26 protein-coding genes are annotated in these 25,630 nt (G+C 64.3%); 17 read left to right on the top strand and 9 right to left on the bottom strand.

The features are described 5' to 3' along the window. Positions 1 to 56: 56 nt before the first annotated feature. The 4 genes from P3W85_RS32775 to P3W85_RS32760 form a co-directional block, all read right to left on the bottom strand. Positions 57 to 596: a septation protein A gene (locus P3W85_RS32775; protein ID WP_017227912.1), complete on the bottom strand. Its 540-nt coding sequence runs from the start codon at positions 594 to 596 to the stop codon at positions 57 to 59. A 70-nt stretch (positions 597 to 666) separates the two neighbouring features. Then, entirely contained in the window at positions 667 to 1,113 is a 447-nt protein-coding gene (msrB, locus tag P3W85_RS32770) for a peptide-methionine (R)-S-oxide reductase MsrB (RefSeq protein WP_276267819.1), read from the bottom strand. Between the two features lie 127 nt (positions 1,114 to 1,240). Continuing rightward, the gene (locus P3W85_RS32765; RefSeq protein WP_430869667.1) at positions 1,241 to 2,932 is read right to left on the bottom strand and encodes a protein adenylyltransferase SelO; all 1,692 of its coding nucleotides are present in this window, start codon (positions 2,930 to 2,932) and stop codon (positions 1,241 to 1,243) included. Further along, positions 2,853 to 3,275 (bottom strand): hypothetical protein, encoded by a 423-nt coding sequence (locus P3W85_RS32760; RefSeq protein ID WP_276267838.1) that lies wholly within the window; start codon positions 3,273 to 3,275, stop codon positions 2,853 to 2,855. Before P3W85_RS32760 ends, P3W85_RS32765 begins: the two co-directional genes overlap by 80 nt. Here P3W85_RS32760 and P3W85_RS32755 point away from each other — a divergent pair. The 6 genes from P3W85_RS32755 to P3W85_RS32730 all read left to right on the top strand — a co-directional run bounded on the left by P3W85_RS32755 (position 3,216) and on the right by P3W85_RS32730 (position 10,174). Further along, positions 3,216 to 4,841 (top strand): 3-(methylthio)propionyl-CoA ligase, encoded by a 1,626-nt coding sequence (locus P3W85_RS32755; protein WP_276267818.1) that lies wholly within the window; start codon positions 3,216 to 3,218, stop codon positions 4,839 to 4,841. The two genes, P3W85_RS32760 and P3W85_RS32755, sit on opposite strands and share 60 nt — an antisense overlap. Positions 4,842 to 5,005: 164 nt before the next feature. Continuing rightward, positions 5,006 to 6,250 carry a branched-chain amino acid ABC transporter substrate-binding protein gene (locus tag P3W85_RS32750; protein ID WP_276267817.1) on the top strand — a complete coding sequence of 415 codons (1,245 nt, stop codon included), beginning with the start codon at positions 5,006 to 5,008 and terminating at the stop codon, positions 6,248 to 6,250. 175 nt (positions 6,251 to 6,425) lie between these two features. Then, the gene (locus P3W85_RS32745) at positions 6,426 to 7,373 is read left to right on the top strand and encodes a branched-chain amino acid ABC transporter permease (RefSeq protein WP_017227917.1); all 948 of its coding nucleotides are present in this window, start codon (positions 6,426 to 6,428) and stop codon (positions 7,371 to 7,373) included. Positions 7,374 to 7,377: 4 nt separating this feature from the next. Continuing rightward, positions 7,378 to 8,691 (top strand): branched-chain amino acid ABC transporter permease, encoded by a 1,314-nt coding sequence (locus P3W85_RS32740; protein WP_276267816.1) that lies wholly within the window; start codon positions 7,378 to 7,380, stop codon positions 8,689 to 8,691. Further along, complete coding sequence (locus P3W85_RS32735) at positions 8,688 to 9,461, top strand: ABC transporter ATP-binding protein (RefSeq protein WP_017227920.1); 774 nt, start codon at positions 8,688 to 8,690, stop codon at positions 9,459 to 9,461. Before P3W85_RS32740 ends, P3W85_RS32735 begins: the two co-directional genes overlap by 4 nt. Next, complete coding sequence (locus P3W85_RS32730) at positions 9,461 to 10,174, top strand: ABC transporter ATP-binding protein (RefSeq protein ID WP_017227921.1); 714 nt, start codon at positions 9,461 to 9,463, stop codon at positions 10,172 to 10,174. The genes P3W85_RS32735 and P3W85_RS32730 overlap by 1 nt, the downstream gene beginning before the upstream one ends. An 84-nt stretch (positions 10,175 to 10,258) precedes the next feature. Here P3W85_RS32730 and P3W85_RS32725 read toward each other — a convergent pair whose 3' ends face one another. Continuing rightward, complete coding sequence (locus P3W85_RS32725) at positions 10,259 to 10,768, bottom strand: autotransporter outer membrane beta-barrel domain-containing protein (protein WP_276267815.1); 510 nt, start codon at positions 10,766 to 10,768, stop codon at positions 10,259 to 10,261. 189 nt (positions 10,769 to 10,957) lie between these two features. Between P3W85_RS32725 and P3W85_RS32720 the strand changes: the two genes are divergently transcribed. Further along, positions 10,958 to 11,230, top strand: a complete 273-nt coding sequence (locus P3W85_RS32720; protein WP_276267814.1) for a hypothetical protein — start codon at positions 10,958 to 10,960, stop codon at positions 11,228 to 11,230. Positions 11,231 to 11,501: 271 nt separating this feature from the next. Here P3W85_RS32720 and P3W85_RS32715 read toward each other — a convergent pair whose 3' ends face one another. Both P3W85_RS32715 and P3W85_RS32710 read right to left on the bottom strand, forming a co-directional pair. Further along, positions 11,502 to 12,875: an esterase-like activity of phytase family protein gene (locus tag P3W85_RS32715; protein WP_276267836.1), complete on the bottom strand. Its 1,374-nt coding sequence runs from the start codon at positions 12,873 to 12,875 to the stop codon at positions 11,502 to 11,504. A gap of 129 nt (positions 12,876 to 13,004) precedes the next feature. Then, on the bottom strand, positions 13,005 to 13,244 hold the full coding sequence (locus tag P3W85_RS32710; protein ID WP_276267813.1) for a hypothetical protein: 240 nt from the start codon (positions 13,242 to 13,244) through the stop codon (positions 13,005 to 13,007). Positions 13,245 to 13,398: 154 nt separating this feature from the next. Between P3W85_RS32710 and P3W85_RS32705 the strand changes: the two genes are divergently transcribed. After that, positions 13,399 to 14,550 carry an RNA ligase RtcB family protein gene (locus tag P3W85_RS32705; protein WP_276267812.1) on the top strand — a complete coding sequence of 384 codons (1,152 nt, stop codon included), beginning with the start codon at positions 13,399 to 13,401 and terminating at the stop codon, positions 14,548 to 14,550. Next, the gene (gene prfH, locus P3W85_RS32700; protein ID WP_017223835.1) at positions 14,547 to 15,161 is read left to right on the top strand and encodes a peptide chain release factor H; all 615 of its coding nucleotides are present in this window, start codon (positions 14,547 to 14,549) and stop codon (positions 15,159 to 15,161) included. The genes P3W85_RS32705 and prfH overlap by 4 nt, the downstream gene beginning before the upstream one ends. A gap of 379 nt (positions 15,162 to 15,540) precedes the next feature. On the opposite strand, the gene P3W85_RS32695 is transcribed toward prfH, so the two are convergent. Then, positions 15,541 to 16,407, bottom strand: coding sequence for a helix-turn-helix transcriptional regulator (locus P3W85_RS32695; RefSeq protein ID WP_276267811.1), 867 nt, complete (start codon positions 16,405 to 16,407; stop codon positions 15,541 to 15,543). Between the two features lie 321 nt (positions 16,408 to 16,728). On the opposite strand from P3W85_RS32695, the gene P3W85_RS32690 reads away from it, so the two are divergent. Continuing rightward, positions 16,729 to 17,166 carry a PaaI family thioesterase gene (locus P3W85_RS32690; protein ID WP_017223836.1) on the top strand — a complete coding sequence of 146 codons (438 nt, stop codon included), beginning with the start codon at positions 16,729 to 16,731 and terminating at the stop codon, positions 17,164 to 17,166. A 136-nt stretch (positions 17,167 to 17,302) separates the two neighbouring features. On the opposite strand, the gene P3W85_RS32685 is transcribed toward P3W85_RS32690, so the two are convergent. Beyond that, on the bottom strand, positions 17,303 to 18,802 hold the full coding sequence (locus P3W85_RS32685; RefSeq protein WP_276267810.1) for a Fic family protein: 1,500 nt from the start codon (positions 18,800 to 18,802) through the stop codon (positions 17,303 to 17,305). A 418-nt stretch (positions 18,803 to 19,220) separates the two neighbouring features. Between P3W85_RS32685 and P3W85_RS32680 the strand changes: the two genes are divergently transcribed. From P3W85_RS32680 to P3W85_RS32650, 7 genes are all read left to right on the top strand, one after another. Beyond that, positions 19,221 to 19,862, top strand: coding sequence for a helix-turn-helix transcriptional regulator (locus P3W85_RS32680; RefSeq protein ID WP_276267809.1), 642 nt, complete (start codon positions 19,221 to 19,223; stop codon positions 19,860 to 19,862). Continuing rightward, a complete protein-coding gene (locus P3W85_RS32675; protein ID WP_276267808.1) occupies positions 19,852 to 20,823 on the top strand; it encodes an ornithine cyclodeaminase family protein in 972 nt (323 codons plus the stop codon). Before P3W85_RS32680 ends, P3W85_RS32675 begins: the two co-directional genes overlap by 11 nt. Before the next feature lie 51 nt (positions 20,824 to 20,874). Next, the gene (locus tag P3W85_RS32670; RefSeq protein ID WP_017223840.1) at positions 20,875 to 21,837 is read left to right on the top strand and encodes a threo-3-hydroxy-L-aspartate ammonia-lyase; all 963 of its coding nucleotides are present in this window, start codon (positions 20,875 to 20,877) and stop codon (positions 21,835 to 21,837) included. A 548-nt stretch (positions 21,838 to 22,385) separates the two neighbouring features. After that, positions 22,386 to 22,814, top strand: a complete 429-nt coding sequence (locus tag P3W85_RS32665) for a RidA family protein (RefSeq protein ID WP_276267807.1) — start codon at positions 22,386 to 22,388, stop codon at positions 22,812 to 22,814. Between the two features lie 83 nt (positions 22,815 to 22,897). Next, positions 22,898 to 24,226 carry a dicarboxylate/amino acid:cation symporter gene (locus tag P3W85_RS32660; protein WP_276267806.1) on the top strand — a complete coding sequence of 443 codons (1,329 nt, stop codon included), beginning with the start codon at positions 22,898 to 22,900 and terminating at the stop codon, positions 24,224 to 24,226. Positions 24,227 to 24,376: 150 nt separating this feature from the next. After that, complete coding sequence (locus P3W85_RS32655; RefSeq protein WP_276267805.1) at positions 24,377 to 25,282, top strand: amino acid ABC transporter substrate-binding protein; 906 nt, start codon at positions 24,377 to 24,379, stop codon at positions 25,280 to 25,282. Positions 25,283 to 25,322: 40 nt separating this feature from the next. Further along, the coding region (locus P3W85_RS32650) for a pyridoxal-phosphate dependent enzyme (protein WP_276267804.1) at positions 25,323 to 25,630 on the top strand (308 nt) is incomplete at its 3' end.

Here is a 25,630-nt window from a genome sequence, read left to right as displayed (position 1 = left end):
GAGATCCGGCCGGGGCCGGACAGTCGATCGGGGGCGGGCATGGCCCGCCGGCGGGCTTACTCGGTGGTGTTTTCCTGCATGTGGCGCGACAGCCAGACGCTTTGCGCCAGGATGAACACCAGCATCAGGCCCATGCTGCCGAACAGCTTGAAGTTGACCCAGGCGTCGGTGGAGAACTGGTAGGCCACGTAGAGGTTGACCACGCCCATCACGGCGAAGAAGGCGGCCCAGGCAGCGTTGAGCTTGCTCCAGGCGGCGTCCGGCATGGTCACCTGCTTGCCCAGCATGGCGCGGATCAGGTTCTTGCGCCATACCAGTGCCGACAGCGTCAGCGTGGCGGCAAACAGCCAGTACAGCACGGTGGGCTTCCACTTGATGAAGGTCTCGTTGTGCAGCAGCAGCGTGGCGCCGCCAAACACGGAGATGATCACCAGGCTGACCCACTGCATCGGCTCGACCTTGCGGTGGCGCAGCCAGACCCAGCCGATCTGCACCACCGTGGCGGCGATGGCCACCCCGGTGGCGGCGTAGATGCCCTGGAACTTGAAGGCGACGAAGAACAGGATGACCGGAAACAGGTCGAACAGGAATTTCATGCGGACAGGATTTATCGACGCGAGGTCGAGGGCTGGGTTGGCGGCGAACCGCCGCGCGGGCGGTTCGGGCCTAGCGCGGCGTGTCGGGCGATGTCGGCGCGGCGTCACCCGCTTCGAAGTCGGCGGGGTCGCGCTCGTCGAATTTTAGCGCAGCCGAGTTGATGCAGTAGCGCAGACCGGTGGGAGCGGGGCCATCTTCGAAGACATGGCCAAGATGGCTGCCGCATTCCTTGCAGCGGACTTCCACCCGCACCATGCCATGGGTGCGGTCGGTGTGCTCGTCGATCACTTCGCCGTTGATGGGACGGAAGTAGCTCGGCCAGCCGCAGCCGGCGTCGAACTTGGTGCTGGCTTCGAACAGCGGCGTGCCGCAGCCGACGCAGCGGTAGGTGCCGCGCTCCCAGTGATCCCAGTAGCGGCCGGTGAAGGGGCGTTCGGTGGCGGCCTCGCGGGTCACGCGGTATTCGATATCGGAGAGTTGCTCGCGCCACTCGGGTTCGGTCTTTTGCGTGGTCATCTTCGGCTTTCCTTTCTGCTTTCTGGTTGGCTGGGCACGAACCGGGCGCGTCGCATCTTGCCCGTCTTTCGTCACCCGAGGCCCTTGGTCGTTTCCTGACCGTCAAACCTTACATGCTGCCACCCGCTTATGACGAGCAGCTCACTTCCAGCCCCGCCGCCCAGTCCGGCGGCAGCGCGGCGTAGGCGTCGGCCTCCGGCTGCTCGTCGAAGGGGTGCGACAACACGGCGAGCAGGCGGTCCACCTCGCTGTAGTCGTTTTCGCGCGCACGCTGGATGGCGGTCTCCGCCAGGTGGTTGCGCAGCACGTATTTGGGGTTGACCGCCAGCATGGCGGCGGTTCTTGCCGCGTCGCTGGAATCTTCCGCGCGCAGACGGGCGCGGTAGTTCCCGGCCCAGGCGTCCCAGGCCGCGCGGTCCATGAACAGGTCGCGCACCGGTGCATCCTGGCTGCCGTCGGCAGAGGAGATGCGGGCCAGGTTGCGCCAAAACAAGGTGTAGTCCACGCGCTGGGTGTGCAGCAACTGGAACAGATCGGTCAGCAGGGGCTCGTCCTCCTCGTCGCGGCCGCCTGTCGGGCGCAGGCCGAGCTTGTCGCGGTAGCGCTGGAAGAAGGCACCCGCATAGCGCGCCCGGAACGGGTCGAGGGCGGCGCGCGCGGCTTCGACCGCGGCATCGGTGGCGGCCTTCCCGGCTTCGGCTTCGCCATCGGCCTTGCCATCGGCTTCGCGCCACAGCGGCATCAGCGCCTGGGCCAGGCAGTGCAGGTTCCAGAACGCGACCTGCGGCTGCTGGCTGTAGGCGTAGCGGCCCTGGGTATCCGAGTGGTTGCAGATATGGTTGGCGTCGAAGGCATCGAGAAAGCCGAAGGGGCCGTAGTCGATGGTCAGGCCGAGGATCGACATATTGTCGGTATTCATCACGCCATGGCAGAAGCCCACCGCCTGCCACTGCGCCATCAGGTCGGCCGTGCGCAGGGAGACTTCGCGCAACAGGGCCTGGTAGGGCTGCCTGTCCTCGCGGCATTCCGGCATGAAGCGGTCGATCACGAAATCCGCCAGCTGGCGCAGCGAGCCGATGTCTTCGCGGGCGGCGAAATGCTCGAAATGGCCAAAGCGGATAAAGGATGGCGCCAGGCGCGTCACCACGGCGGCGGTCTCGATGGTCTCGCGCCGTACCGGGGCGTCCGAGGCGACGATGCACAAGGCGCGGCTGGTGGGCACGCCCAGCGCGAACATGGCCTCGGAGCAGAGGTATTCGCGGATCGACGAGCGCAGCACGGCGCGGCCGTCGGCCATGCGCGAGTAGGGCGTCATGCCGGCGCCCTTGAGCTGGATTTCCCAAGGCCCGGTGGCGGTATGGGCCTCGGCCAGGCGGATGGCCCGCCCATCGCCCAACTGGCCCGCCCAGACCCCGAACTGATGGCCCGAATAGACGCTGGCGAGGGGGGCGGCCCACCCGGGCACGTGATTTCCTGCAAAAGTTTCGATGAAGTTACGCTGCGTTGCGGCATGCGCATCCCAGCCGAGCAGCCCGGCTGCGGCGGACGACATGCTGACCAGCCGGGGCGAGGGCAGCGGCGTCGGGGCCAGGCGCGTGAAGAAGCGCGAGCCCAGTTCGGCGAAGCCCGGTGCCGTGACGAAAGGCGGCACCGGCGCCTCGGCATCCGGCTGGGTGGGATTGGCGCCTTCTGGCAAGGCGTGGCTGGCTTCGGTAGGCGCGGAAGGGTTCACTGGAGCGTCACTGTGGGTGGCTGGGCGGCGCGGCACCGGCCTGTCGAATTTCCCGCAAGCGCGCTTGCAGGCTAGGGAAAACGACATGTTGAGGTGCAACATGGCAGGCGTTATTGTACTTCCACGCCGTCATTTGCATGTCTGACCGCAGTTGTCGCCACAATGTTTCCGGATATCCCTTGAATCCCGCTTCCCGCCGCACCGGCGTGGTGCGGGCAGGCAACCACCCGGTATCGCGGATATGGCAGCGCACAACGGAATCCCGTTGACGTTTCATCAAAGGATGGGAACAATCGGCCAAAAAATAGAACGGTTGTTCGTTTTTTGGCGGTTTTTTTGACGGATCTACAAAATCACAGGAGACTATTCCATGGCATTGATGGGTCAAATGATGAGCGAACCCTTGCTCATTTCCTCCATCATCAAGCACGCCGCACGCCACTACGGCGGCACGGAAATCGTCTCGCGACGGACCGAAGGCGATCTGCACCGCTATACCTACCGCGATTGCGAATTGCGCGCCCGCAAGCTGGCCCAGGCCATCGCCGCGCTGGGGGTGACAGCGGGCGAGCGCGTCGGCACGCTGGCCTGGAATGGCTATCGCCACCTGGAGATCTACTACGCGGTGTCGGGCTCGGGCGCGGTATGCCATACCGTCAATCCCCGCCTGTTCCCGGAGCAGGTCGCCTATATCGTCAACCATGCCGAGGACCGGTACGTCTTCTTCGATGCCACCTTCCTGCCGCTGGTGGAAGGCGTGGCGCCGCATTGCCCGAACGTGAAGGGCTGGGTGCTGATGAGCGACCGCGCCCATATGCCGGCCGACGCCAAGGTGCCGCTGATCTGCTATGAAGACCTGATCGACGCGCAGGACGGCAACTACGCCTGGCCGCAGTTCGACGAGAACACGGCATCCAGCCTCTGCTACACCTCCGGCACCACCGGCAACCCCAAGGGTGCGCTGTATTCGCACCGCTCGACCGTGCTGCACTCCTACGCATCCGCGCTGCCGGACGCGCTGGGCTGCTCGGCGCGCGATGTGATCCTGCCCGTGGTGCCGATGTTCCACGTCAATGCCTGGGGCCTGCCGTACTCGGTGCCGCTGGTCGGCGCCAAGCTGGTATTGCCCGGCGCCAGGCTCGACGGCGCCTCGCTCTATGAACTGTTCGAGCAGGAGAAGGTGACCTTCTCCGCTGGCGTGCCGACGGTCTGGCTGGGCCTGCTGCAGTACGTGCAGGCCAATCAACTCAGGTTCTCCACCTTCCGCCGCACCGTGATCGGCGGCTCGGCGGCGCCGCCGGCCATGATCCGTGCCCTCAAGGCGCTCGACGTGGAAACCATCCACGCCTGGGGTATGACCGAGATGTCCCCGCTGGGAACGACCTGCAAGCTGCTGGCGCGCCACGCCAGCCTGCCCGAAGAGGAGCAGCAGAAGATCCAGGAGAAGCAGGGTCGCGTCATCTTCGGCGTCGATATGAGGATCGTCGACGGCGACGGCAATGAACTGCCCTGGGACGGCAAGGCGTTCGGCGACCTGCACGTGCGCGGTCCCTGGGTGATCGAACACTACTACCGCAACGATGCCTCGCCGCTGGTGGATGGCTGGTTCCCCACGGGCGACGTGGCCACCATCGACCCGGACGGCTATATGCAGATCACCGACCGCAGCAAGGACGTGATCAAGTCCGGCGGCGAGTGGATCTCCTCGATCGATATCGAGAACGTGGCGGCGGCCCATCCGGCGGTGCATATGGCGGCCTGCATTTCCTGCTATCACCCCAAGTGGGACGAGCGCCCGCTGCTGGTGGTGATGACGAAGCCGGGCGCCGAGGTGACGCGCGAGGAATTGCTGAAATTCTTCGAAGGCAAGGTCGCCAAATGGTGGATTCCCGATGACGTGGCCTTCGTCACCGAGATTCCGCTCACCGCCACCGGCAAGATGCAGAAGCTCAAGCTGCGCGAACAGTTCAAGGACTACCGCCTGCCGGCCGCCTGACCTGATGACCTGACTGACGCCAAGGCGGCCGCAGAGCCGCCAACCCTTTGCCGGCCAGCGGCCGGCATCCGTAGGACAGGTTTGCAGCGCGTTGAGGTAACGGAGAGGGCGTCGCGGCGAATCGGGATCAAAGACAGCCAACTATAAAACCGAAGGAGACAAGCATGATCAGAATGCGTTCGCTGGTGGCCGCCACGGCTATTCTTGCGGCAATGGGTTCCGGGGTGGCGGCGGCCGACACGGTGAAGATCGCCTTTATCGATCCGCTGTCCGGCCTGATGGCGCCAGTGGGTCAGAACCAGCTCAAGAGCTGGCAGTTCGTCGCCGACATCGCCAACCAGAAGAACTGGGGTGGCGGGCACAAGTTTGAAGTGGTCGGCTTCGACAACAAGCTCTCGCCGCAGGAAAGCCTGACCATCCTCAAGCAGGCCGTGGACCAGGGCATCCGCTACATCGTGCAAGGCAACGGCTCCTCGGTGGGCCTGGCCCTGGAAGACGCGGTGGCTAAGCACAACGAGCGTAATCCGGGCAAGGAGATCGTCTACCTGAACTACGCCGCGGTGGACCCGGACATGACCAATGGCAAGTGCAACTACTGGCATTTCCGGCTCGACGCCAACTCCGACATGAAGATGGAGGCCCTGACCACCTTCCTGGCCAAGGACCCCAGCGTCAAGAAGGTCTACCTGATCAACCAGAACTACTCCTTCGGTCACCAGGTGGCGCGCGCCGCCAAGGAATACCTGAAGCGCAAGCGTCCGGACATCCAGATCGTCGGCGACGACCTGCATCCGCTGGCCCAGGTCAAGGACTTCGCCCCGTACGCGGCCAAGATCAAGGCCTCCGGCGCCGACACCGTGATCACCGGCAACTGGGGCAGCGACCTCGCGCTGCTGATCAAGGCCGGCAAGGACGCGGGCCTGTCCACCAACTACTACACCTACTACGCCGGCACCACCGGCGTGCCGACCGCCATGGGGCCGTCGGAAGCCGGGCATGTCAAGTATGTCGGCTACTACAACCCCAACAACAAGGGCTTCAAGGGCGCGGATGTCATCGAGGGCTTCAAGAAGAAGTACAACGACGACTTCTACGTGATGGCCGCCTACACCGGTATCGCCATGCTGGGCAAGGCGTTCACCGACACCAAGTCGACCGATCCGGTCAAGGTGGCCAAGGCGCTGGAAGGCATGAAGGCCGAAAGCCTGAACGGCGCGGTGGAGATGCGCGGCTCGGATCACCAGGCCCAGCAATCGCTGGTGGTGGCGACCTGGACCAAGGCCGACGGCAAGGAGGTCAGGTTCGACCAGGAAAACACCGGCTTTGGCTGGAAGACCGATGCGCTGCTGGACCAGTACGTGGCAGCGCAGCCGACCTCCTGCCAGATGAAGCGCCCGGGCGGAGCCTGAGCGCGGCGGGGAGCGCGGCCAGTTCCGGCGCGCGCCCCGATCCTGCATACTTCGGTCGGCCCGGGGCGGCGCATGCCACCCCGGGTGGGCAGCGCTCACCCGCGCGCGCCCGATTTCCGACCGGCCGACCGCTGGCCCGCCAACTGGCCGCGAGCGTCAGAATGAAGGATATGTTGTGGAATTCTTCGTCATTTCCATGTTGAACGGCGTCAGCTACGGGCTGCTGCTGTTCATGCTCTCTTCCGGGCTTACGCTGATCTTCAGCATGATGGGCGTGCTGAACTTCGCGCACGCCAGTTTCTACATGCTGGGCGCCTACTTTGCCTACACCATCGCCAGCAAGATCGGCTTCTGGCCCGCGCTGATCTTCGCGCCGCTGCTGGTGGCCGGTGCCGGGGCGCTGGTGGAGCGCTTCGGCCTGCGCACCGTGCACAAGTACGGGCATGTGGCCGAGCTGCTGTTCACCTTTGGCCTGGCCTACCTGATCGAGGAAGGCGTCAAGCTGGTATGGGGCCTGGCCGCCGTGCCTTACCGCATCCCGGCCGAGCTGGACGGGCCGCTGTTCACGGTCTTCACCTCGTCCTTCCCCAAGTACCGCGCGTTCATGATGCTGGTGTCGCTGGCGATGCTGGTGGCGATCTACCTGGTGCTCACCCGCACCCGCATCGGGCTGGTGATCCAGGCCGCGCTGACGCACCCCGAGATGGTCGAGGCGCTGGGACACAATGTGCCGCGCGTGTTCATGATGGTATTTGGCGGCGGCGCCGCGCTGGCGGGGCTGGCCGGGGTCATCGGCGGCAACGCCTTTGTCACCGAGCCGTCGATGGCGGCGGCCGTGGGGTCGATCGTCTTCGTGGTGGCGGTGGTGGGCGGCATGGGCTCGCTGGTGGGCGCCTTTATCGCCTCGCTGCTGATCGGCGTGCTGCAGACCTTTGCCGTCACGCTGGACGCCTCGCTGGCCGGCCTGCTGGGTTCGGTCGGCCTGCATGTGACCGACAGCACGCCGCTGTCCTCGCTGTGGAGGCTTACCGTGGCGCAGGTCGCCCCGGTATTGCCGTATCTGTTGCTGGTTGTGATGCTGATCTTCCGGCCGCGTGGTTTGATGGGTACCCGGGAGAGCTGACAGCATGGAGACGACAATGCAACAACGCCGCGAGGCGGCCGCGACGGGCCGCACCATGCGCTATCGCCCGCTGAACCTGGCGCGCTGGCTGATCTGGGGCCTGACCGCGGCCCTGATGCTGGTGATGCCGCTGTTTTTCACCGGCGGCTTCGCCATCACGCTGATGTCCCAGATGGGCATCATGATCATCTTCGCGCTGTCCTACAACATGCTGCTGGGGCAGACCGGCATGCTGTCGTTCGGCCATGCCGTGTACGCGGGACTGGGCGCCTTCATCGCCATCCACGTGCTGAACATGGTGGGCGCGGGCAAGGTATGGCTGCCGGTCTCGCTGCTGCCGGTGGTGGGCGGCCTGGCCGGCGCCTTCTTCGGCGTGCTGTTCGGCTATGTCACCACCAAGAAGTCCGGCACCACCTTCGCCATGATCACCATGGGCATCGGCGAAATGGTGTTCGCCAGCTCGCTGATGTTCCCGGATTTCTTTGGCGGCGAAGGTGGGATATCCACCAACCGCATGGTGGGCGAAGCCGTGTTCGGCATCACCTACGGCCCCGGGCGGCAGGTGTACTACCTGATCGCGGTGTGGTGCCTGCTGTCGATGGTGGCCATGTATGCCTGGACCCAGACGCCGCTGGGCCGTATCGCCAACGCAGTGCGCGACAATCCGGAGCGGGTGGAATTCATCGGCTACAACACCCAGCGCGTGCGCTACCTGGTGCTGATCCTGTCGGCCTTCTTCGCCGGTATCTCGGGCGCGCTCTCGGCCATCAATTTCGAGATCGTGTCGGCCGAGAACGTCAGCGCGGTGCGCTCCGGCGGGGTACTGCTGGCGGCGTTCATCGGGGGCGCGGGCGTATTCTTCGGCCCGGTGATCGGCGCCGTGGTGTTCATCCTGTTCGCGGTGGCGCTGTCCGACCTGACCAAGGCATGGCTGCTGTATCTCGGCCTGTTCTTCGTGCTGATGGTGATGTTCGTGCCGGGCGGCATCGCCAGCCTGCTGACGATGCAGGTACCGCTGCTGGCGCACCGCAAGCTGGGCCGCATGCTGCCGGACTACGGCCGCGCCGCGGCTGCCGGGCTGGTGCTGCTAGCGGCGGTGATCCTGACCGTGGAGCTGGTCTACAAGGTACAGGTGGACAGCGCCAACGGTACCGACATGTCACTGATCGGCATCGGCTTCGATGCCGGCACCGTCGCGCCATGGCTGGTGGCAGCGGTGCTTTGGGTGGGCGGCCTGCTGGCCTGCCGCGCCGCGAAGGCGCGCGTGCGCGCCACCTGGGACAAGGTACAGGCCGAAATCACGGGAGGTACGGCATGACCGCGGCATTGGAACTGAACGATGTGCGCAAGAAATTCGGCCAGACCGAAATCATCCGGGGGGTGAACCTCACCATCCCCAAGGGCGAGCGCCATGCGCTGATCGGCCCCAACGGGGCCGGCAAATCGACCACCTTCAACCTGATCTCGGGCCGCTTCGCGCCCAGTTCGGGCACGGTCAGGCTCAACGGCCAGGAGATCGGCGGGCTGCAGCCCTTCGTGATCAACCGCATGGGGCTGTCGCGCAGCTTCCAGATCACCAATATCTTTCACCGGCTGTCGGTGTTCGAGAACCTGCGCTGCGCGGTGCTGTGGTCGCTGGGCTACAAGTATTCTTTCTGGCATCGCCTGTCCGAGCTGCGCGACGCGCGCGAGCGGGCGGACGAAGTGCTGGAACTGATCGGCCTGCAGCACCGCCGCAACACCCAGGCCAGCCTGCTGACCTACGCCGAGCAACGCGCGCTGGAGATCGGCATCACCATCGCCGGCGGCGCCGAGGTGATCCTGCTGGACGAACCCACCGCCGGCATGAGCCGCTCGGAGTCCGACCACGCGGTGGAGCTGATCCGCCGTGTCACCGTGGGCAAGACCCTGGTGATGGTGGAGCACGACATGAGCGTGGTGTTCGGCCTGGCCGACCGCATCTCCGTGCTGGTCTACGGCGAGGTCATCGCCACCGACACCCCCGAGGCCATCCGCGCCAACCGCAAGGTCAAGGAAGCCTACCTGGGCACGACCCTGGACGAACCTGCCACTGAGGGAGCGCACTGATGGGCAAGCGCATGCTGGACGTGCAGGGATTGCACGCCTACTACGGCAAGAGCCATATTCTCCACGGCGTCGACGCGCATATCGACGAAGGCGAGATCGTCGCCCTGCTGGGCCGCAACGGGGTGGGGCGCTCGACCATGGCCAAGGCCATCCTCGGCATGGTCAAGGCGGAGGGCTCGGTGCGCTTTCGCGACGAGGAGATCCTCGGGCGGCGCACCTTCGAGATCGCCCACCTGGGCGTGGGCTACGTGCCGGAGAACCGCGACATCTTCCCCACGCTCACGGTGCGCCAGAACCTGCAGCTAGGGGAGAAGCGCAATCCGCGCCAGTCCAAGCCCCGCTGGACGGTGCAGGACATGTACAACATGTTCCCGCGCCTGAAGGAGCGGGAGAATACGTCTGCCGGCGTGCTCTCCGGCGGCGAGCAGCAGATGCTCACGCTGTGCCGCACCCTGATGGGCGACCCCGACCTGGTGCTGATCGACGAGCCCACCGAAGGGCTGGCCCCGATGATCGTCACGCTGGTGGGCGACTACCTCAAGGTCCTGAAGGAGCGCGGCGTGTCGGTGCTGCTGATCGAGCAGAAGCTGGCCATCGCGCTGGATATTTCCCAGCGGGTCTATGTGATGGGGCACGGGCATATCGTGTTCGAAGGCACGCCAGGGGATCTGAAGGCGAATGCCGCCATTCGCAAGGAATGGCTGGAGGTGTAGGGGGGCCGCCGCCAGGATGGCCCGGAGGCCTTCGGCCATCCGGCGCCTTCCTCACGCCCGAGCCGAGCAGCGGGCGGCGGCACGCTAGAACGACACCTTCAACCCCAGCTGCCCGCCGAGACTGGTGAGGCCAGAACCGTCGACGCTCTGTTCGACGCCGATCCGCGCATTGACCACGACGTTCTTGCGAACCTGGCCTTCAATCCCGGTCTGCAAGCTCAGCGCCGTGCCCGGCAGGTCATTGCTGAAGCCGACGTCGCCCTGGGTCGGCGTGCTGAAGCGCGTACGGGCATGGGCACCCACGCGCTGCAGCAGATTGCCGCTTACCCAGGCAGTACCCGGCGCTTGATCTGACCACCGCAGGTCCTTGCTCAGCCGTGCCCCCAGGCGCAGCAGCGCGGTGTCGGTGCTGGGGAACATCACCCTGCTGGCAGCATCCGCGCTATCGTGCAGGTCCAGAGGTTGATACACCAGCTGGGCCTGCGGCTGGACATGCAGGCCGGGCGCCAGATCGTAGCGGCGACCGGCTTCCAGCTGCCAGAGGGCAATCTGCCGATAGCGCCGGCGGGATACGCGTGGGAGATTCGCCCCCACACAGCCCCCTGCCGGAGGCTGCGAACCGCCGTGCCTGGCACATTGGGCAAGAGGTCGACGATTGTGGAGCTATTGCCATCGGATAAATCCTGAGGATGCGCCGAACAATCTGATCGTCCTGCGGGCAGGTTCCCCAAGGGCTGGGACCATGACATCATGGCGTTCCTCAGGATCCTCATACGATCGAGCATGCGTCCGGAAGCTGATAACAAGCCCAGGCTCTTTGAAGTGGCCTTCTTTTTCTCCTTCTATGGCTTCTCGATCTTTTTCGCCGGAGGCTGGCTCCTGTTCGACGCGCTTGACCTGAGTGCCAACTGGCCAAGGTGGCTGCGCCTCTCCTGCGTCAGCGCATTCGCCTGCGTCGGCGCCTATGTCATTGGACGCCTGTTCCGGTCGCTATTCCACCTATTGGCGGTCGGCCTCGTGTTGGGCGTTGCGGCGGCAATCGGCCTTCTTTGGTGATTCCGCCGCAATGGGATCGCGTACCGCCGTCTCGCCCTGACTCAGTTCGCCATGGGTGCAATTCCGGCTTGCGGGGGGGCGGGGATGAGGCTGCGCACAAGCGCCAAGCCGGATGGAGGCAGCACAGGTGGTCAGTCGCTGACCGGGGAGGGGGAACAGCGGCAATGCTCGTGGCGGCTGCGTGACGCTTGCCAACGGCGCCATGTACAAGGCAGCGCCTGTTTCATCCGCAAGGACCGGCGCTGCGCAAAGCGCGCCGCGCCGGCCAGGCTCAACGGGCCTTCAGGAACTCCCCGACCTCGAGCAGCACCAGCTCGTTGTCGTCCGCCTTGTTCGGCTCGCGGCTGCTGGAGAAGGGCAGGTTGTTGTCGTTGCCGACCACGATATGGGTGGGGTCCACCACATCGACGTTCTCGATGGTGAAGAACGGGAACTTGAGCACGCCGTCGTTCAGCGGCTTGCGGGCCAGGTGATCGGGGTCGGCGATATTGAGCAGGTCGATATAGCCGATCTTGCGTACTGGGCCGCCGGCATTGGCATCGGTCAGCTCGATCTTGTAGACACGCTTGAATTTGGCGATATCGGAGAAGCAGTCGTTGCGCTTCTGGCCTTCCGGGCAGGCTTTGTCGGCCGTGCCTTCGCCGTTGTCGCGCTCGATGATCAGGCCGGTGGTGGCGTCGATCATGTTGAAGTCGCCGATGGCGTTGCCGTTGGCTTCCAGCGGGTACTTCCACGAGCGGCCCGTCCATTTGCCAGCCTGGGTGTCGAACTCCAGTACGCGCAGGGCTTCCTTGCCGTCGACGCGTTCGAAGTCCTTGGCTTCGGCATGCCACACCGGACCTTCGAGCAGTGCGTAGAGCCTGCTGCCGTCCGGCGACGAGGCCATGCCTTCGAAACCCTTGGAGCGCTTGATCTGGAAGTCCACGACACCGCCCGGCACGCCGGGCGTGGTCACGGCGGGGTGGTCGGGCGAGCGGACGACTTTGCCGTCGACCAGTGTGTCGTACACCGCCTGCACCTTGCCATTCAGGTCGGCCTTGATCAGGAAGGGACCGAACTCGTCGCCGATCCAAAGCGAGCCGCCGGCGAACTGGAAGCTCTCGGTGTCGAAGTCCGAGCCCGTCAGGTAGCGTTGGCTGGTGCCTTCGTGGACGATGCGGAAGGGAACCTTCTTGTCCGGGTCGTGCAGGAAGACGGTGCCCAGGCGCTGGAGCTTGCCGTTCTTGAAGTCCACCTTGTAGTGGTTCAGGTAGAGCATGAAGTCCGGCGAGTTGGCCTTGCTGCCGGCGCCGTTGTCGGTCAGCACCCAGAAGGTGCCGTCGGGCATGTGCTTGATGCCGGAATGTCCTTGCAGCGGCTGGCCCTTGAAGGGCAGCGAGACGCCGGTCGGCCGGTTGGCCGACATGCCTTCCACGGCGCCGATCTTTTCCACGCGCGCGCCGGTGGTGAACTTGCCGCTGACCTGCAGGTCTTGCGGCGCATCCTTGGGCGCGGCGACAAAGCTCTGCGCCGGCAGGATGGCATGACCGGAAAGGGTGGCGGGATAGGCCGGTGCGGCGGCCGTCTCGGCGGCAGCGGGCAGGGACCACGCTGCTGCGGTGATGGCGATAACGGCAATGACGGTCGCGGACGGGAGCGTGCGCATATAGGCGATGAAGGTGATGACTCGGAACGAAAGATCGCTACGATGCATGGTCTGCGTGACGACAGCATGACAATTCGCTGGGGGCGGAATTCGCCGCCGGCCATGGTCTTACCGGGGATTACGGGCGCGTCAGCCGCCCTCGGAATCTGCCCCGGCCTGCGCAGCAGCGGCAATGGCGCCGCTGGCCGGAACCGGCCCTGCGAGACGCGCGCGGACGGTCGACTCGATATGTGCATTGTCTCCGGCGGACAACACTCCGATGCCTGAATACCGCCGCCGGCATTGCCAGTTTCGCTGCGCGGCGTTACGATCACTTCCCTCAATCAACCGCACTGCAAAGGAGAGCACATCATGAAACAGTCGATGCATCTTTGCAGGCCGCGCCAGAATTAATCGTTCCGCCCGCTAGCGCCATTGGCGCCATTGCAGCACTGCACGCATCGCGTCGCATGCTTCGCGCGGGGAATCGCATTGCTCGGCCTCGGCCTGCCACATCAGATTCTTCTCTTATCTGGATGGGTATATGGGCAACTGCATCAAGCATCTGTCCGAACGCGTATCGCTGATCGCGTCGGACGACACCTGGATCGAAGGTAACGCGATCCATCAACTTCATCACACTGCAAGTCTTGCCGGCATGGAGCAGGTCGCCGGCATGCCGGACCTGCATCCGGGCCGGGGTTATCCGGTCGGCGCGGCATTCTTCTCCCGCGGGCGGTTGTATCCCGCGCTGGTGGGCAACGACATCGGCTGCGGCATGGCGCTGTGGCGCACGGAACTGGATGCCCGCAAGCTCGGCGCGGAGCCGCTGGAAAAGCGGCTGGGCAATATCGACGGTCCGCTCGACGCGTCCTGGGCCGACACGGTGGCACAGGTCGTGGCAAGCCACGCACTGGAGGGCGCGGGCCACGCGCAGGCGCTGGGCACCATCGGCGGTGGCAATCATTTCGCGGAGCTGCAACGGCTCGAAGAGATCCACGACGAGGCCGCGGTGGCGGCGCTGGGGCTCGAACGCCGGCGGCTGGTGCTGCTGGTGCACAGCGGCTCGCGCGGGCTTGGCCAGGCGATCCTGCAAGACCATATCGAGCGTTTCGGCCATCGCGGCCTGGGCGACGATGGCGGGGACTGCGCCGACTACCTGGCCCGGCACGCGCAGGCGCTGCGCTTTGCGCGCGGCAACCGCGAACTGATTGCGCGCCGCATGCTGGAGCGCCTGCGAGGCGGCGGCGAACGGGTGCTCGACGTCGATCATAATTTCGTGGCTGCCGCCACGATCGGCGGCAATACCGGCTGGTTGCATCGCAAGGGGGCTACGCCGGCCGATGTCGGGGCGGTGGTGATTCCCGGTTCGCGGGGAGACTACAGCTATCTGGTCGAGCCGGTGGCGGACGCACGCAGCCTGTTGTCGCTGGCGCACGGCGCCGGGCGCAAATGGATGCGCGGCGAATGCAAGAGCCGCCTGTCGGCGCGCTTTACCGCGGAGCAACTGAGCCGGACCCACTTCGGCAGCCGGGTGATCTGCCGCGACCGGCAACTGATCTACGAAGAAGCGCCGCAAGCCTACAAGCCGATCGACAGCGTGGTGGCCGCGCTTTGCGACGCGGGCCTGGCCAGGCCGCTGGCGCGGCTGCGCCCGGTGTTGACGTACAAGACGCAAGGGGAGTGCTGCCGATGATCCTGCTACAACTCTCCGCGGCGCAGGGACCGGCCGAATGCTGCCTGGCGGTCAGCCGGGCGCTCAAGCGCTTGCTGCACGAGGCAGCGCAATGCGGCGCGCAGGCCGAGATCCTCGAAGAGGAGGCGGGCGAGCGCGGCGGCACCTTGCGCTCGGTGCTGCTAAGCCTGGATGGCGAACCGGCGCAGGCGCTGGCGCGGCACTGGGAAGGCACGGTGCAATGGACGTGCCCAAGCCCTTACCGGCCCGGACACGCGCGCAAGAACTGGTTTATCGGGGTGGCGCGTTGCGCCGCGCCGTCGCCAGCGCTGGCAGGCGAGATCCGCTTCGAAACCTGCCGGGCCTCCGGGCCGGGCGGGCAGCACGTCAATCGCACCGAGTCGGCCGTACGCGCCGTCCATATCGCCACCGGGATCAGCGTGCGGGTGCAGTCCGAGCGCAGCCAGCATGCCAACAAGCGTATCGCCATGCTGCTGATCGCGCACCGGCTGGCGCAGCAGGCCGAGCAGGGTGAGCTGGCCCGGCGTGCCCAGCGGCGCTTGCTGCACCATCAGGTGGAGCGTGGGGCGCCGGTGCGGGTCTTCAAGGGGGAGCGCTTCGAGCCGGCCTGAGGCCCCGGGTTACGGCACGGCGCCTGCCTTGCGGGCGCCGCGCCGATCGCGTCAAGACAAGGAGCCGCGATCCGAGGTTGACTGGACGTCGTGGCAAGCCTTGCCTGCCAGGGCTGGGGCGGCCCCCGCAAGCCGAAGCGACGCCGTTGCTGCAAAAGTGGAGTCAGGCTGCGCTAAGCATATGGTTTGGGATTGCGCAGCGATCAGGCGATGATCTGCCGCCTGAAATGATGCCGTCGAGCGCGGCCGATGCGATGACGACTGGACGGCAGATTGCAATTGGGCTTGCCCGGAACATCGCCCCTCGTCGAATCAACTTCAGATTCCTCCTAAAAAACAAAAGCGCATTCTTGTAAGAATTAAATATTCGAAATTCCCTTCACGGACATACACGGTAGCCGCGGATTTTCTGCTCAGTGATCTTCTTAAGACGCTGCATCCTCTTTCTCGATTCCGAATCAAACGGAGTGTAGACGTTGAGCCGCAAGCCTGGCTCGCTATCCACGGAAAACAACGAATACCAGAAACTCAACCGGCCGGCCACAGGGTGATCGAACTCCTTGACTTCCTCATCCCGTCCCTTTACGTCGGACTCTTCCCACCATCGTGCGAATGCCTTGCTGCCCGCGACCAGGTCGGAAATGAGCTCGCGAAAAACCGGATCTTCCTTGGACGCGCTTGCATCCAGTCGGAATTTGGCGATTGCGCTTCGAGCATCCTGTTGCCAATTGACCAGCAGGCGCATGTGCTCGGGGTCAAGGAACAGTAGGCGTATGACATTTCTCTTATCGGGATCGACCGCAGACAGATCTCCAAACAGTGCCATCGCCGCCTTATTCCAATAGAGAAGGTCCCACCACGAGTTCTTGATGAAGGCAGGACCCTCCACGCCTTCCACCATCTGCTTCAATCCCTCACTGACGATGGTCTCGCCATGGATCTGCTGCCGTATGGGTGGGCGGACATTGCATAAGAGGAACAACAAATCTCTTTCCGCTGCGCTCAAGCGCAGCACGCGCGCCAGACGCTCGAGAAGCCGGGCGGAAACGCTGATTTCTTTGCCTTGCTCAAGCCACGTGTACCAACTGAGGCTGATGTGACACAGATGCGCCACTTCCTCCCGTCGCAGCCCCGGGGTTCTGCGCATTCCTGCCACATCAATCCCGACCTGGTCTGGTTTGACCTTGGCTCGCTGGGCGCGCAAGAAAGCGGAAAGCTGTTCCCGTCTGTTCGATGCCGAATTCATCTTGCTACCAGGTAGTTGTTACCTGCGGTAATAGTACAAGCAACCTCATTGAATGACTATGTTTGCAGCCGTACTATCTGCCGTATCGCCCTGATTCCCCGCAAGCAACGGCCACACAAATACGGCCCAGGAGACCGCAGTGAGCAACTTTGAGCGCGTAATTTCCGACACAAGGCAAGATTTCGACCGGGTGTATGCAGCCCACCCGCTTATTTCAATGACGTTGAGCGGCATTCCAACGGCGGAAATATCATGCTTAAGGTATCAAGTGACTCACCGTTCCCCGGGTTGCGGAGCCCTTTTTCAATGGAGAATACTTCGATGAGCAAGAATGGAATTTTCTGGAAGATCCAACGGGGTGAATTGCCTGTTCCCCAAGCTGCGGTGACGCTCGGAATGGAAATTCGGGAAGTCGATGAAACTAGTGGAACGATATGCGTGACTTTCGACGGCAAAGCGGACTTCCTCAATCCCGCTGGCCAGATACAGGGCGGATTCCTGATGGCCATGCTGGACGACACCCTGGGTCCGGCACTGACCGCCACACTGGAGGAGGGTGAATTCGCGCCAACGCTGGAAATGAAGGTGCAATTTCTGGCGCCCGCGCTGACAGGGCAACTGACGGGCCGAGGGCGTGTCATCTCCCGCGGCGGAACGATCGCATTTCTCGAGGGCGAGTTGTATCAGGCCGAGCGGCTGATTGCAAAGGCCACCGCAACCGCCGTCGTGCGCAGACTTCATCGGCAGCATGTGTCTTGAACGCGCTCGCCGCCGGGAGCCCCGGTAAAGTCGCCCCACCATTTGTCATGCTGCCGTCACGGAGCCCATGCATCGTAGCGGTCTTTCGCCTCTATTGGCACCAGGCCGGTACGGCCCTTGTCTTGACGCGATCCATTCACTCGCTATCGGTGTCCTCGTCGTCGGCTTCATCCAGCACGTCTCGGACAGCCGCTTCAATAACCTCGAACGACGCTTCCGGAACGCGATCTGCAAAACGCTTGCGTTTCTTCCTGGAGATGACGCCGTCGTTGTCAAGGCAGATGACCACCAGCGTCGCCAGATCGTTGCCGCGGACGTCGATTTTCTCGTTCACCCGTCGCATCACCTGATCGTAGCGCTCAAGGAAGACCGTTTCCTGGCGCAGTTCCACATCCAGCGCCTGCGCCGCCATCCGGAAGCCGAACTCGACGCAGGCCGTGGCATCCCAGTAACGAAAGATCGCATCGTCCGTCCTGAACTCGAACTGGTATTCGCCTTCATCAATCCAGGTCACCTTTACCCGCTCGCGAGCCTGGCGTGAGTACGCCTGAAGCGCAGCGAGGTAGTCAGCTTCATTTCGCTTCATGGCCACCGACACAGGCAGGAGCAGTCCCTTCGCGAGCTTGCCTGACGTGCACAGGGCCTTGTGAAAAAGGAATCGCGATAGCCGTCCATTGCCATCCATGAACGGGTGAATGAAGACAAAGCCGAACGACGCGATGCTCGCGGCAACGATGGGGTCGGTCTGGCTGGGTGCGTCGTTGGCGAATGCCATCCACGCATCCATCAGCGGCTCGACCAATTCCGGCCATGGCGGCACGTAGGTCACGCCACTGGCGCCGCGCCCAGGGCCGCGCAGCCAGTTTTGCTCGCCCCGAAACTGCACGGCCTGATCGAGCGGATTGGTCACGGTCGACGACTGCAGTTCAGCCAGGTAGTCCTCGCTCAGTCGCCGGCCTTCATGGGCCTGGTGAAGGAGTTGGACAAAGGCGCGCGCCTTGTCTTCGCTCGGGGTCTCTTGCTCGATCGCGTAGGAATCCTCCGTTTCGTGCAGATAGGCCCAGGCTAGCGCGCGGTCGAGCATGGCTGGTCCCAGGCTCTTCAGGAACGCGTTGGCGCGCCCCAGGATGTCGGAGGCGATCGCGGCCTCGATTGCCGGCGTGCGTTCGACCGTGGCGCAGTACGCCAGGGAGCCCAGACCGTTGAAATCTACCCGCCACCGCGCATCGCGCCGCGAGGGGCCCGTGATATAGCGAGCTGGATCGAATACGCTCGCATAGCCGACCGTGATCTCCGGTCGCCCCTCCAGCCGCTGGCCATTGAAGTGCTCCCAAAGGAATGCCGCGACCCGGATGTACTGGCCGTTGGGTGTTTGTTTCAGCGCTGCCAGCATTTGCGCGGCGGGAATTGCCGGCAGCACTTGGGCCAGTATCTGGAGATTGACGCCTTCATGCTTCAGGGCGAACAAAATGTGATCCAACGGATCCTCGGACTGTGGCGCCACCTGCGCCGGAATGGCCAGCAGCCCGTTCCCAGGCATCACTTTCGTCACCGGCCGCACCTGCGCCGGCTGTGCTAGCGCAAAAGCGGTCAGGCCGCCCTTCCGGCGAAGAAGCTCATATCCCACTGCGCTCATATTTTTCTCATCGGGCCATGTTTTTTCGCATTGTTGCACAAAGTATTCTTTTTTTTATCAAAAGTTACTCATACGTTACTTATAAATTACCTTGAGCGTCTGACACAGACCGGAGGTGGCAGTTGGATTTTTATCAGTCCGCAGCGATTCTTATCAATTCTAATGTGGTTTATCGGATTTTTATCAGCCAGGATAGGAGCAGTCATACCAGCGGGGTAGTACAAATTCCAATCCACGAGTGCGCTCCCTTTGCATGCACGAACGCCGGACGGAAGTATTCCTTGCGCGCCGCAGCCGGACACAGCAACCACGATCCAGTCAGTTCGGCGTGCAATGGAATCCACATGGATTTGCAGCAAGTGCCGGTGTGGCCATCCTCGATATTGACAAATTATCCATATCTGGATAACCTGTCCATATGAAAAAACGCACGCCGGAACGCACGCTCGAGCAGCAAGCGCTGCTCGATCAACTCAAGCAGGTGGCCCAGGGTCTGAGCGAGACCTTCGCTCCCTTTTGCGAGGTGGTCGTCCACGATCTGCTGGATCCCAGGCACGCCATCCTAGCCATCCACAACAACCTGTCGGGCCGCGCGGTGGGCGATCCCGCCACCGAACTTGGCCTTGCCCGGATTGCCGATCCGGCATATCCGCAGGTCATCGCCAATTATGCCAATCAGTTCGCGGACGGGCGCCAGGCCAAGAGCACCTCGATCGGCATCAAGGATTCGACCGGCAGCTATGTCGCCGCCCTGTGCATGAACGTCGACCTTACGCTGTTCCGCAGCTTGCAGAATGTGCTCGGGCAGTTCGGCAGCGTGGATTCGGGCGCGGCCATGAAGGAGTCGCTCGACCCGGCCGGCGCGGACGCCATCCGGGCGCGCATCGACCAGTTTGCCGCGCGCCTTGCCACCACGCCGCGCTCCCTGAAGGCCGAGGAACGGCGCGCGCTGCTGCGCGAACTCAAGGAAGCGGGATGCATGGAGGTTCGCCGCGCCATGGAAATCGTGGCGCTGCATCTCGGCGTGTCGCGGGCTACGGTGTACAGCTATGCCAAGTGACGCGCGCCTGCTCCTGCTCGACAAGAACCAGGTCGAGGCGCTGCTGCAGCCGGCCGACGTACTGGATGCGGTGAGGGAAGCCTTTGTCCTGCATAGCCAGGGAGAGGGCCGCGTCTTTCCGCTGGTGCGGGAGCCGCTGGCGACGGGCGGCGTGTTCGGCATCAAGTCGGGCGACGTCCAGTCACAGGGCCTGCTGGGTTTCAAGGCAGCCGGATTCTGGCCGGCCAACCGTGCCCTGGGTGGCGAGCCGCATCAGGCCACGATCCTGCTGATCGATCCTGCCACCGGCCGTCCGCAGTGCGTGATCGATGGCAATGCCGTCACTACCATGCGCACGGGCGCCGCCGGCGGTCTGGGGCTGCAGTTGCTGGCGCGCCAGGACAGCCGGCGTCTCTGCCTGTTCGGTACCGGCGTGCAGGCGCGGATTCAGCTGACGTTTGCGCTTGCGCTGCTGCCATCGCTCAAGCACGTTCGCTATGTCACGGTGACGGATCAGCCCGATGCCGGTTTCGAGCGCGCCTTCGGCGAGCGCTGCGACATCTCCCACGCCACCGACCGCAACGCGGCGGTGGCGGCCAGCGATGTGGTGATTACCGCCACGCCTGGCGGTGGCGCGCTGTTCGACCTGCAGGCAGTGCAGGCCGGGACGCACCTGAACTGCGTGGGCGCGGACACCAGGGGCAAGCGCGAGCTGCCCGATGGCCTGCTGGCGCGTACGCGCCTGTTTGTCGACGACCGGGACCAGGCCCGCCAGATCGGCGAAACGCAATGGGCGCCCGATACGCCTTGCACGGAGATCGGCGACCTGCTGAGCGGCAAGGCGCAAGTGGACCGCCACGCCAGCGACATCACCGTTTTCGATATGACGGGCCTCGCGCTGCAGGACCTGACCGTGGCGCGCCTGCTCCACCAGCGCGCCGCCGCGGCGCAGGCCGGCACCAGCGTCCATTGGCCCTGGTAGGGTTTTCCATTCCAACGCGATTCCAACGCGATTCCAACGAGACTTACGATCATGCTGAACCTGCCCACTTTCGACGATGTGTCAGCCGCCGCGAAGCGGCTCGAGGGCCACGCCCACCGGACTCCCGTGATGCGCTCCCGCACCGCCGACAACGCGCTGGGCGCGGAGCTTTTCTTCAAGTGCGAGAACCTGCAGCGCATGGGGGCGTTCAAATTTCGCGGCGCCTTCAATGCGCTGTCGAAGTTCGACGAGCGCCAGAGGCGGGCAGGGGTGGTGGCCTTTTCCTCGGGCAACCACGCGCAGGCCATCGCGCTGTCGGCTTCCCTGCTCGGGATCTCGGCGACCATCATCATGCCGCACGACGCGCCGGCCGCGAAAGTAGCCGCCACCAAGGGCTACGGCGGCAAGGTGGTGATCTATGACCGCTATACAGAGGACCGCGAGGCGATCGGCCGCAAGCTGGCGGAGGAGCAGGGGCTGACCCTGATCCCGCCGTATGATCATCCGGACGTCATCGCCGGCCAGGGCACTGCCGCCAAGGAATTGTTCGAGGAAGCCGGCGCGCTCGACGCGCTGTTCGTCTGCCTCGGCGGTGGCGGCTTGCTCTCCGGCTCTGCGCTGTCCGCGCGCGCGCTGGCTCCGCAATGCAAGATCTACGGCGTGGAGCCCGCCACCGGCAACGACGGCCAGCAGTCGTTCCGCTCCGGCTCGATCGTGCATATCGATACGCCGAAGACCATCGCCGACGGCGCGCAGACGCAGCACCTGGGCAACTACACCTTCGAGATCATCCGCCGCGATGTCGACGATATCGTGACCGCGAGCGACGAGGAACTGGTCGATTGCATGCGCTTCTTCGCCTCGCGCATGAAGCTGGTGGTGGAACCCACCGGCTGCCTCGGCTTCGCCGCCGCGCGCGGCATGAAGGCCGAGCTGCAAGGCAAGCGGGTGGGCATCATCGTCAGCGGAGGCAATGTGGATATCGACCGGTTCGCGGCGTTGCTCGCCGGTTGACCTGCATGATGCGTGTGCCGGGCGGCAGGTACTCACGGCACTGGCTGGCGCACGCCTGAAGCACAGCAGACAATAGCGGCGGCGATAAGCCGCGCCAGCATGATCGACGGGGCCATCGGTGTCTCTGCGGTGGATCGGTCCGTCCAGCTCCGTCGATCGTTGTCCGCGCGAATTAGCCCATCGCGCGGCGCGCACCAGTTCATTCGCTGGCAGCCCGGATGTCGTGATCGCGTCCTGGGCCATGCTCCGGCCATCTCCCCATTCCCCCTCATTTCGGCCTTCGCCGGATGGCACTGACGCGTGGCCATCCAGGCGCGCCGCTGCATGGCTCGCGGCCGGCTCCTGTGCGCTTTTCCGGCGCGTCGGCCCGCGTGCAAGCGCCTTGATGCGGCATGCTCCCACCCCCCAGTTCCGGTCTTTCTTACCGTATTGACGTTTTGTCTATTATTGGATAATCTGTACAAAGCAAGTCGACAGGACAGCGCTGTGGCAACGTCCCCGCGATCTGCCGGCGGCTCACGATCCAACCCTAAGTCAAGCGGAACCCCATGACACCCAATCCTTCCTCGCCGGCCATTCTTTGCGCCGACAGCAGCAAGATCACGCCGCCCGCCGGGCATTACTCGCATATCTGCGTGGCCGGCGGCTTTGTCCATATTTCCGGCCAATTGCCGGTTGACGCAAGCGGGGAAGCGCCGGGCGAGCGCCCGTTCGCGGATCAGGTGCGGCTGGCGCTGGCCAATGTGGATGGCTGCCTTGCCGAGGGAGGGGTGGACAGGCGCAGTCTTGTCCAGGTTCGCGTCTACGTGACCGATATCGCCCTGTGGCCGGAATTCGACCGTCTCTACGGCGAATGGATCGGCGAGCATCGTCCGGCCCGTGCCGTGGCGGGAGTATCCGCGCTGCATTACGGCGCGGCCGTCGAAGTCGAGGCTTTGGCGTTGGCGCCTGGCGCCCGCCAACTCAGGCTGGCATAGCGCCCGCCGGCGAGGGCAACAAAGGCCGCCCCAGGACACATTCAGCCCTGGGCGTCGATATCGGAAACCGGTCAGGAGGCGACATGAAGAAAACCACCAACAAACTTACCCGCTGGATCATGCTGAGCATGGCCCTTGGCGTCATCGTCGGCTACGCCTGCCACCATGTGGCGGCGGATGCCGCCGAGGCCAAGGCGATTGCCGGCAATTTCTCGATCATTACCGAGATTTTCCTGCGCATGATCAAGATGATCATCGCTCCGCTCGTGTTCGCGACGCTGGTCTCCGGTATCGCCGGCATGGACGATACCAAGGCGATCGGCCGCATCGGCGCCAAGGCATTGACCTGGTTCGTCGTCGCGTCGCTGGTTTCGCTTAGCATCGGGCTGCTCTTCGTGAACCTGGCGCAACCCGGTGTCAACCTGAATATGGTCTTGCCGGACGCGGGCGCGAGCACGAATCTCAAGACCGGCGCGCTGAACCTGAAAGAGTTCGTCACGCATATCTTCCCCAAGAGCATCTTCGAGGCGATGGCGACCAACGAGATCATGCAGATCCTGATCTTTTCGCTGTTCTTCGGTGTTGCGCTCGGCAGGGCCACCGGCGGCTCGGGCCAGTTCGTGAAGCGGTCCGTCGACGAACTGATGGACGTGATGCTGCGCATCACCAACACCGTGATGCTGTTTGCCCCGGTCGGCATCTTTGCCGCGCTCGCCGCGGCAGTTACGGTGCAGGGGCTCGACGTGCTGCTGACCTATGGCAAGTTCATCGGCGCGTTCTATCTCGCGCTGCTGGCGCTGTGGGCTGTGCTATTCGTCGCAGGCTACGCGGTGCTGAAGCGCCGCATGTTCGATCTTGCCAAGGGCATCCGCGAACCCATGATGATCGCTTTCTCCACGGCCAGCAGCGAGGCCGCCTACCCGAAGATGATCGAGCGGCTGCAGCGCTTCGGGGTGAAGAAGCGCCTGGTCGGCTTCGTTCTTCCCCTGGGCTATTCATTCAACCTCGACGGTTCCATGGTGTACCAGGCGTTCGCGGCCGTCTTTATCGCGCAGGCCTTCAATGTCCATATGTCCCTCGGTCACCAGATCACCATGCTGCTGATCCTGATGGTCAGCAGCAAGGGCATGGCCGCCGTGCCGCGCGGCTCGCTGGTGGTGGTGGCCGCCATCCTGCCGATGTTCGGCTTGCCGGAAGCCGGGCTGTTGCTGGTGATGGGAATCGACCAGTTCCTCGATATGGGGCGCACGGCCACCAACGTACTGGGCAACAGCATTGCCACCGCCGTGGTCGCCAAATGGGAGGGGGAGCTGGGTCAGGAAGGCGATATCGAACCGTTTGCCGACGAGGCCTTCCCAGGCCACGGGACCGCGGCGGGACAAACACTGCCCGTCGCGCGGGGCGTCGCCTGACGGCGCGGCGCAGCGAACGCCATGGTGGCCACGGCGTTACCCGGAAAGGTAATTTGCTAATGAGAAGTCGGGGCATGCACTTATAAGAAAGAGTTTGTTTCACTGGTACCGTATGCGTAATACGCTGCGCGCTTTGCCTGAAACCTCGCCATGTCCTTTCCTACTTCTTTGACAGCCCGCACGTTCGCTGCGCTGATTGCCTTCGCTGCCATCGCGGCTCCCCAGGGTGCGCGAGCCCAGAGCCCGATACTGGAGCAGATCCGCGAATCGGGCACGATCATGATGGGCTATCGCGAGGGCGCGCTGCCGTTTTCTTTCTCCGACATCAAGGGACAGCCCTCGGGCTACGCGGTGGACCTGTGCCTGCGCGTAGCCGAGGCCGCGCGCCAGAAGCTTGGCCTGAAAGACCTGAAGGTACGCTGGCTTCCGCTGACGGCGCAAAGCCGCGTGCCTGCGGTGATGAACGGCCTGGTGGCGGTCGACTGCGCGCCCAACACCAATACGGCTGAGCGCCAGAGACAGGTGGCCTTCAGCGTATCCCACTATGTGTCGGTGGTACGCATGCTGGTGCGCGCGGATTCGGGCATCCAGTCCTTCGGCGACCTGCGCGGCAAGGTGGTGGTCACCAGCGTTGGCTCCACCGGTGACCGCCACGTGCGCCGGCTGAAGGCCCAGTATGCGTACAACGATGTCTATGCGAAGGATCACAATGAATCCTTCCTGCTGCTGGAGTCCGGCCGTGCCCAGGCCTTCGTGCTGGACGACGTGGTGCTGTACGGGCTGCGCGCCAATTCGAAGAATCCGGCGCAGTACACCGTTGCCGGACCGGCGCTATCGGTCGAGCGCAACGCGCTGATGCTGCCGAAATCCGATCCCGAGTGGAAGCAGCTGGTCGACCAGACCTTGACGTCGGTCTTCGCCGGCCCCGATGTGGTGGCATTGCAGAAGCGCTGGTTCCAGCAGCCCATCGGACCGCGCGGCATCAATCTCGCATTGACGCCGTCGCCCGAGGTGCTGGCCGCCTGGAAGCATCCCACCGACGAGGCGACGGAATGAGGCCGGCACACCCTGCCTGCGGCATGCGCGGAGCCGGCCAATGAACGAAATCCTGCCGGGCTACGACGATGTGGTAGCCGCTGCCGGCCGGCTGGCCGGGCACGCGTGGCGCACGCCAGTGCTGCGCTCGCCCGCGATGGATGCCTGGGTGGGCGCCGAGCTGTTTTTCAAGTGCGAGAACCTGCAGCGCACCGGAGCCTTCAAGTTTCGCGGCGCATTCAACGCGCTGGCGCGCTTCGACGCCGGGCAGCGCAGCCGTGGCGCCATCGCCTTCTCCGGCGGCAATCATGCGCAGGGCATCGCGCTGGCCGGGCAGGTGCTCGGCATTCCGGTGACGGTGGTGATGCC

Source organism: Cupriavidus basilensis (genome assembly GCF_029335485.1).
GTDB classification, from domain to species: domain Bacteria; phylum Pseudomonadota; class Gammaproteobacteria; order Burkholderiales; family Burkholderiaceae; genus Cupriavidus; species Cupriavidus basilensis_E.
The sequence above is the reverse complement of the archived record's forward strand: the minus strand, read 5'-3'. Positions and strand labels throughout refer to the sequence as shown.

Bases quoted from the DNA above. Each gene is read 5' to 3' on its own strand.
- P3W85_RS32775 (WP_017227912.1), bottom strand. From the start codon at position 596: ATGAAATTCCTGTTCGACCTGTTTCCGGTCATCCTGTTCTTCGTCGCC.
- msrB (WP_276267819.1), bottom strand. From the start codon at position 1,113: ATGACCACGCAAAAGACCGAACCCGAGTGGCGCGAGCAACTCTCCGAT.
- P3W85_RS32765 (WP_430869667.1), bottom strand. From the start codon at position 2,932: ATGTCGTTTTCCCTAGCCTGCAAGCGCGCTTGCGGGAAATTCGACAGG.
- P3W85_RS32755 (WP_276267818.1), top strand. From the start codon at position 3,216: ATGGCATTGATGGGTCAAATGATGAGCGAACCCTTGCTCATTTCCTCC.
- P3W85_RS32750 (WP_276267817.1), top strand. From the start codon at position 5,006: ATGATCAGAATGCGTTCGCTGGTGGCCGCCACGGCTATTCTTGCGGCA.
- P3W85_RS32740 (WP_276267816.1), top strand. From the start codon at position 7,378: ATGGAGACGACAATGCAACAACGCCGCGAGGCGGCCGCGACGGGCCGC.
- P3W85_RS32735 (WP_017227920.1), top strand. From the start codon at position 8,688: ATGACCGCGGCATTGGAACTGAACGATGTGCGCAAGAAATTCGGCCAG.
- P3W85_RS32730 (WP_017227921.1), top strand. From the start codon at position 9,461: ATGGGCAAGCGCATGCTGGACGTGCAGGGATTGCACGCCTACTACGGC.
- P3W85_RS32720 (WP_276267814.1), top strand. From the start codon at position 10,958: ATGCGTCCGGAAGCTGATAACAAGCCCAGGCTCTTTGAAGTGGCCTTC.
- P3W85_RS32715 (WP_276267836.1), bottom strand. From the start codon at position 12,875: ATGCGCACGCTCCCGTCCGCGACCGTCATTGCCGTTATCGCCATCACC.
- P3W85_RS32710 (WP_276267813.1), bottom strand. From the start codon at position 13,244: ATGCATCGACTGTTTCATGATGTGCTCTCCTTTGCAGTGCGGTTGATT.
- P3W85_RS32705 (WP_276267812.1), top strand. From the start codon at position 13,399: ATGGGCAACTGCATCAAGCATCTGTCCGAACGCGTATCGCTGATCGCG.
- prfH (WP_017223835.1), top strand. From the start codon at position 14,547: ATGATCCTGCTACAACTCTCCGCGGCGCAGGGACCGGCCGAATGCTGC.
- P3W85_RS32695 (WP_276267811.1), bottom strand. From the start codon at position 16,407: ATGAATTCGGCATCGAACAGACGGGAACAGCTTTCCGCTTTCTTGCGC.
- P3W85_RS32690 (WP_017223836.1), top strand. From the start codon at position 16,729: ATGAGCAAGAATGGAATTTTCTGGAAGATCCAACGGGGTGAATTGCCT.
- P3W85_RS32685 (WP_276267810.1), bottom strand. From the start codon at position 18,802: ATGAGCGCAGTGGGATATGAGCTTCTTCGCCGGAAGGGCGGCCTGACC.
- P3W85_RS32680 (WP_276267809.1), top strand. From the start codon at position 19,221: ATGAAAAAACGCACGCCGGAACGCACGCTCGAGCAGCAAGCGCTGCTC.
- P3W85_RS32675 (WP_276267808.1), top strand. From the start codon at position 19,852: ATGCCAAGTGACGCGCGCCTGCTCCTGCTCGACAAGAACCAGGTCGAG.
- P3W85_RS32670 (WP_017223840.1), top strand. From the start codon at position 20,875: ATGCTGAACCTGCCCACTTTCGACGATGTGTCAGCCGCCGCGAAGCGG.
- P3W85_RS32665 (WP_276267807.1), top strand. From the start codon at position 22,386: ATGACACCCAATCCTTCCTCGCCGGCCATTCTTTGCGCCGACAGCAGC.
- P3W85_RS32660 (WP_276267806.1), top strand. From the start codon at position 22,898: ATGAAGAAAACCACCAACAAACTTACCCGCTGGATCATGCTGAGCATG.
- P3W85_RS32655 (WP_276267805.1), top strand. From the start codon at position 24,377: ATGTCCTTTCCTACTTCTTTGACAGCCCGCACGTTCGCTGCGCTGATT.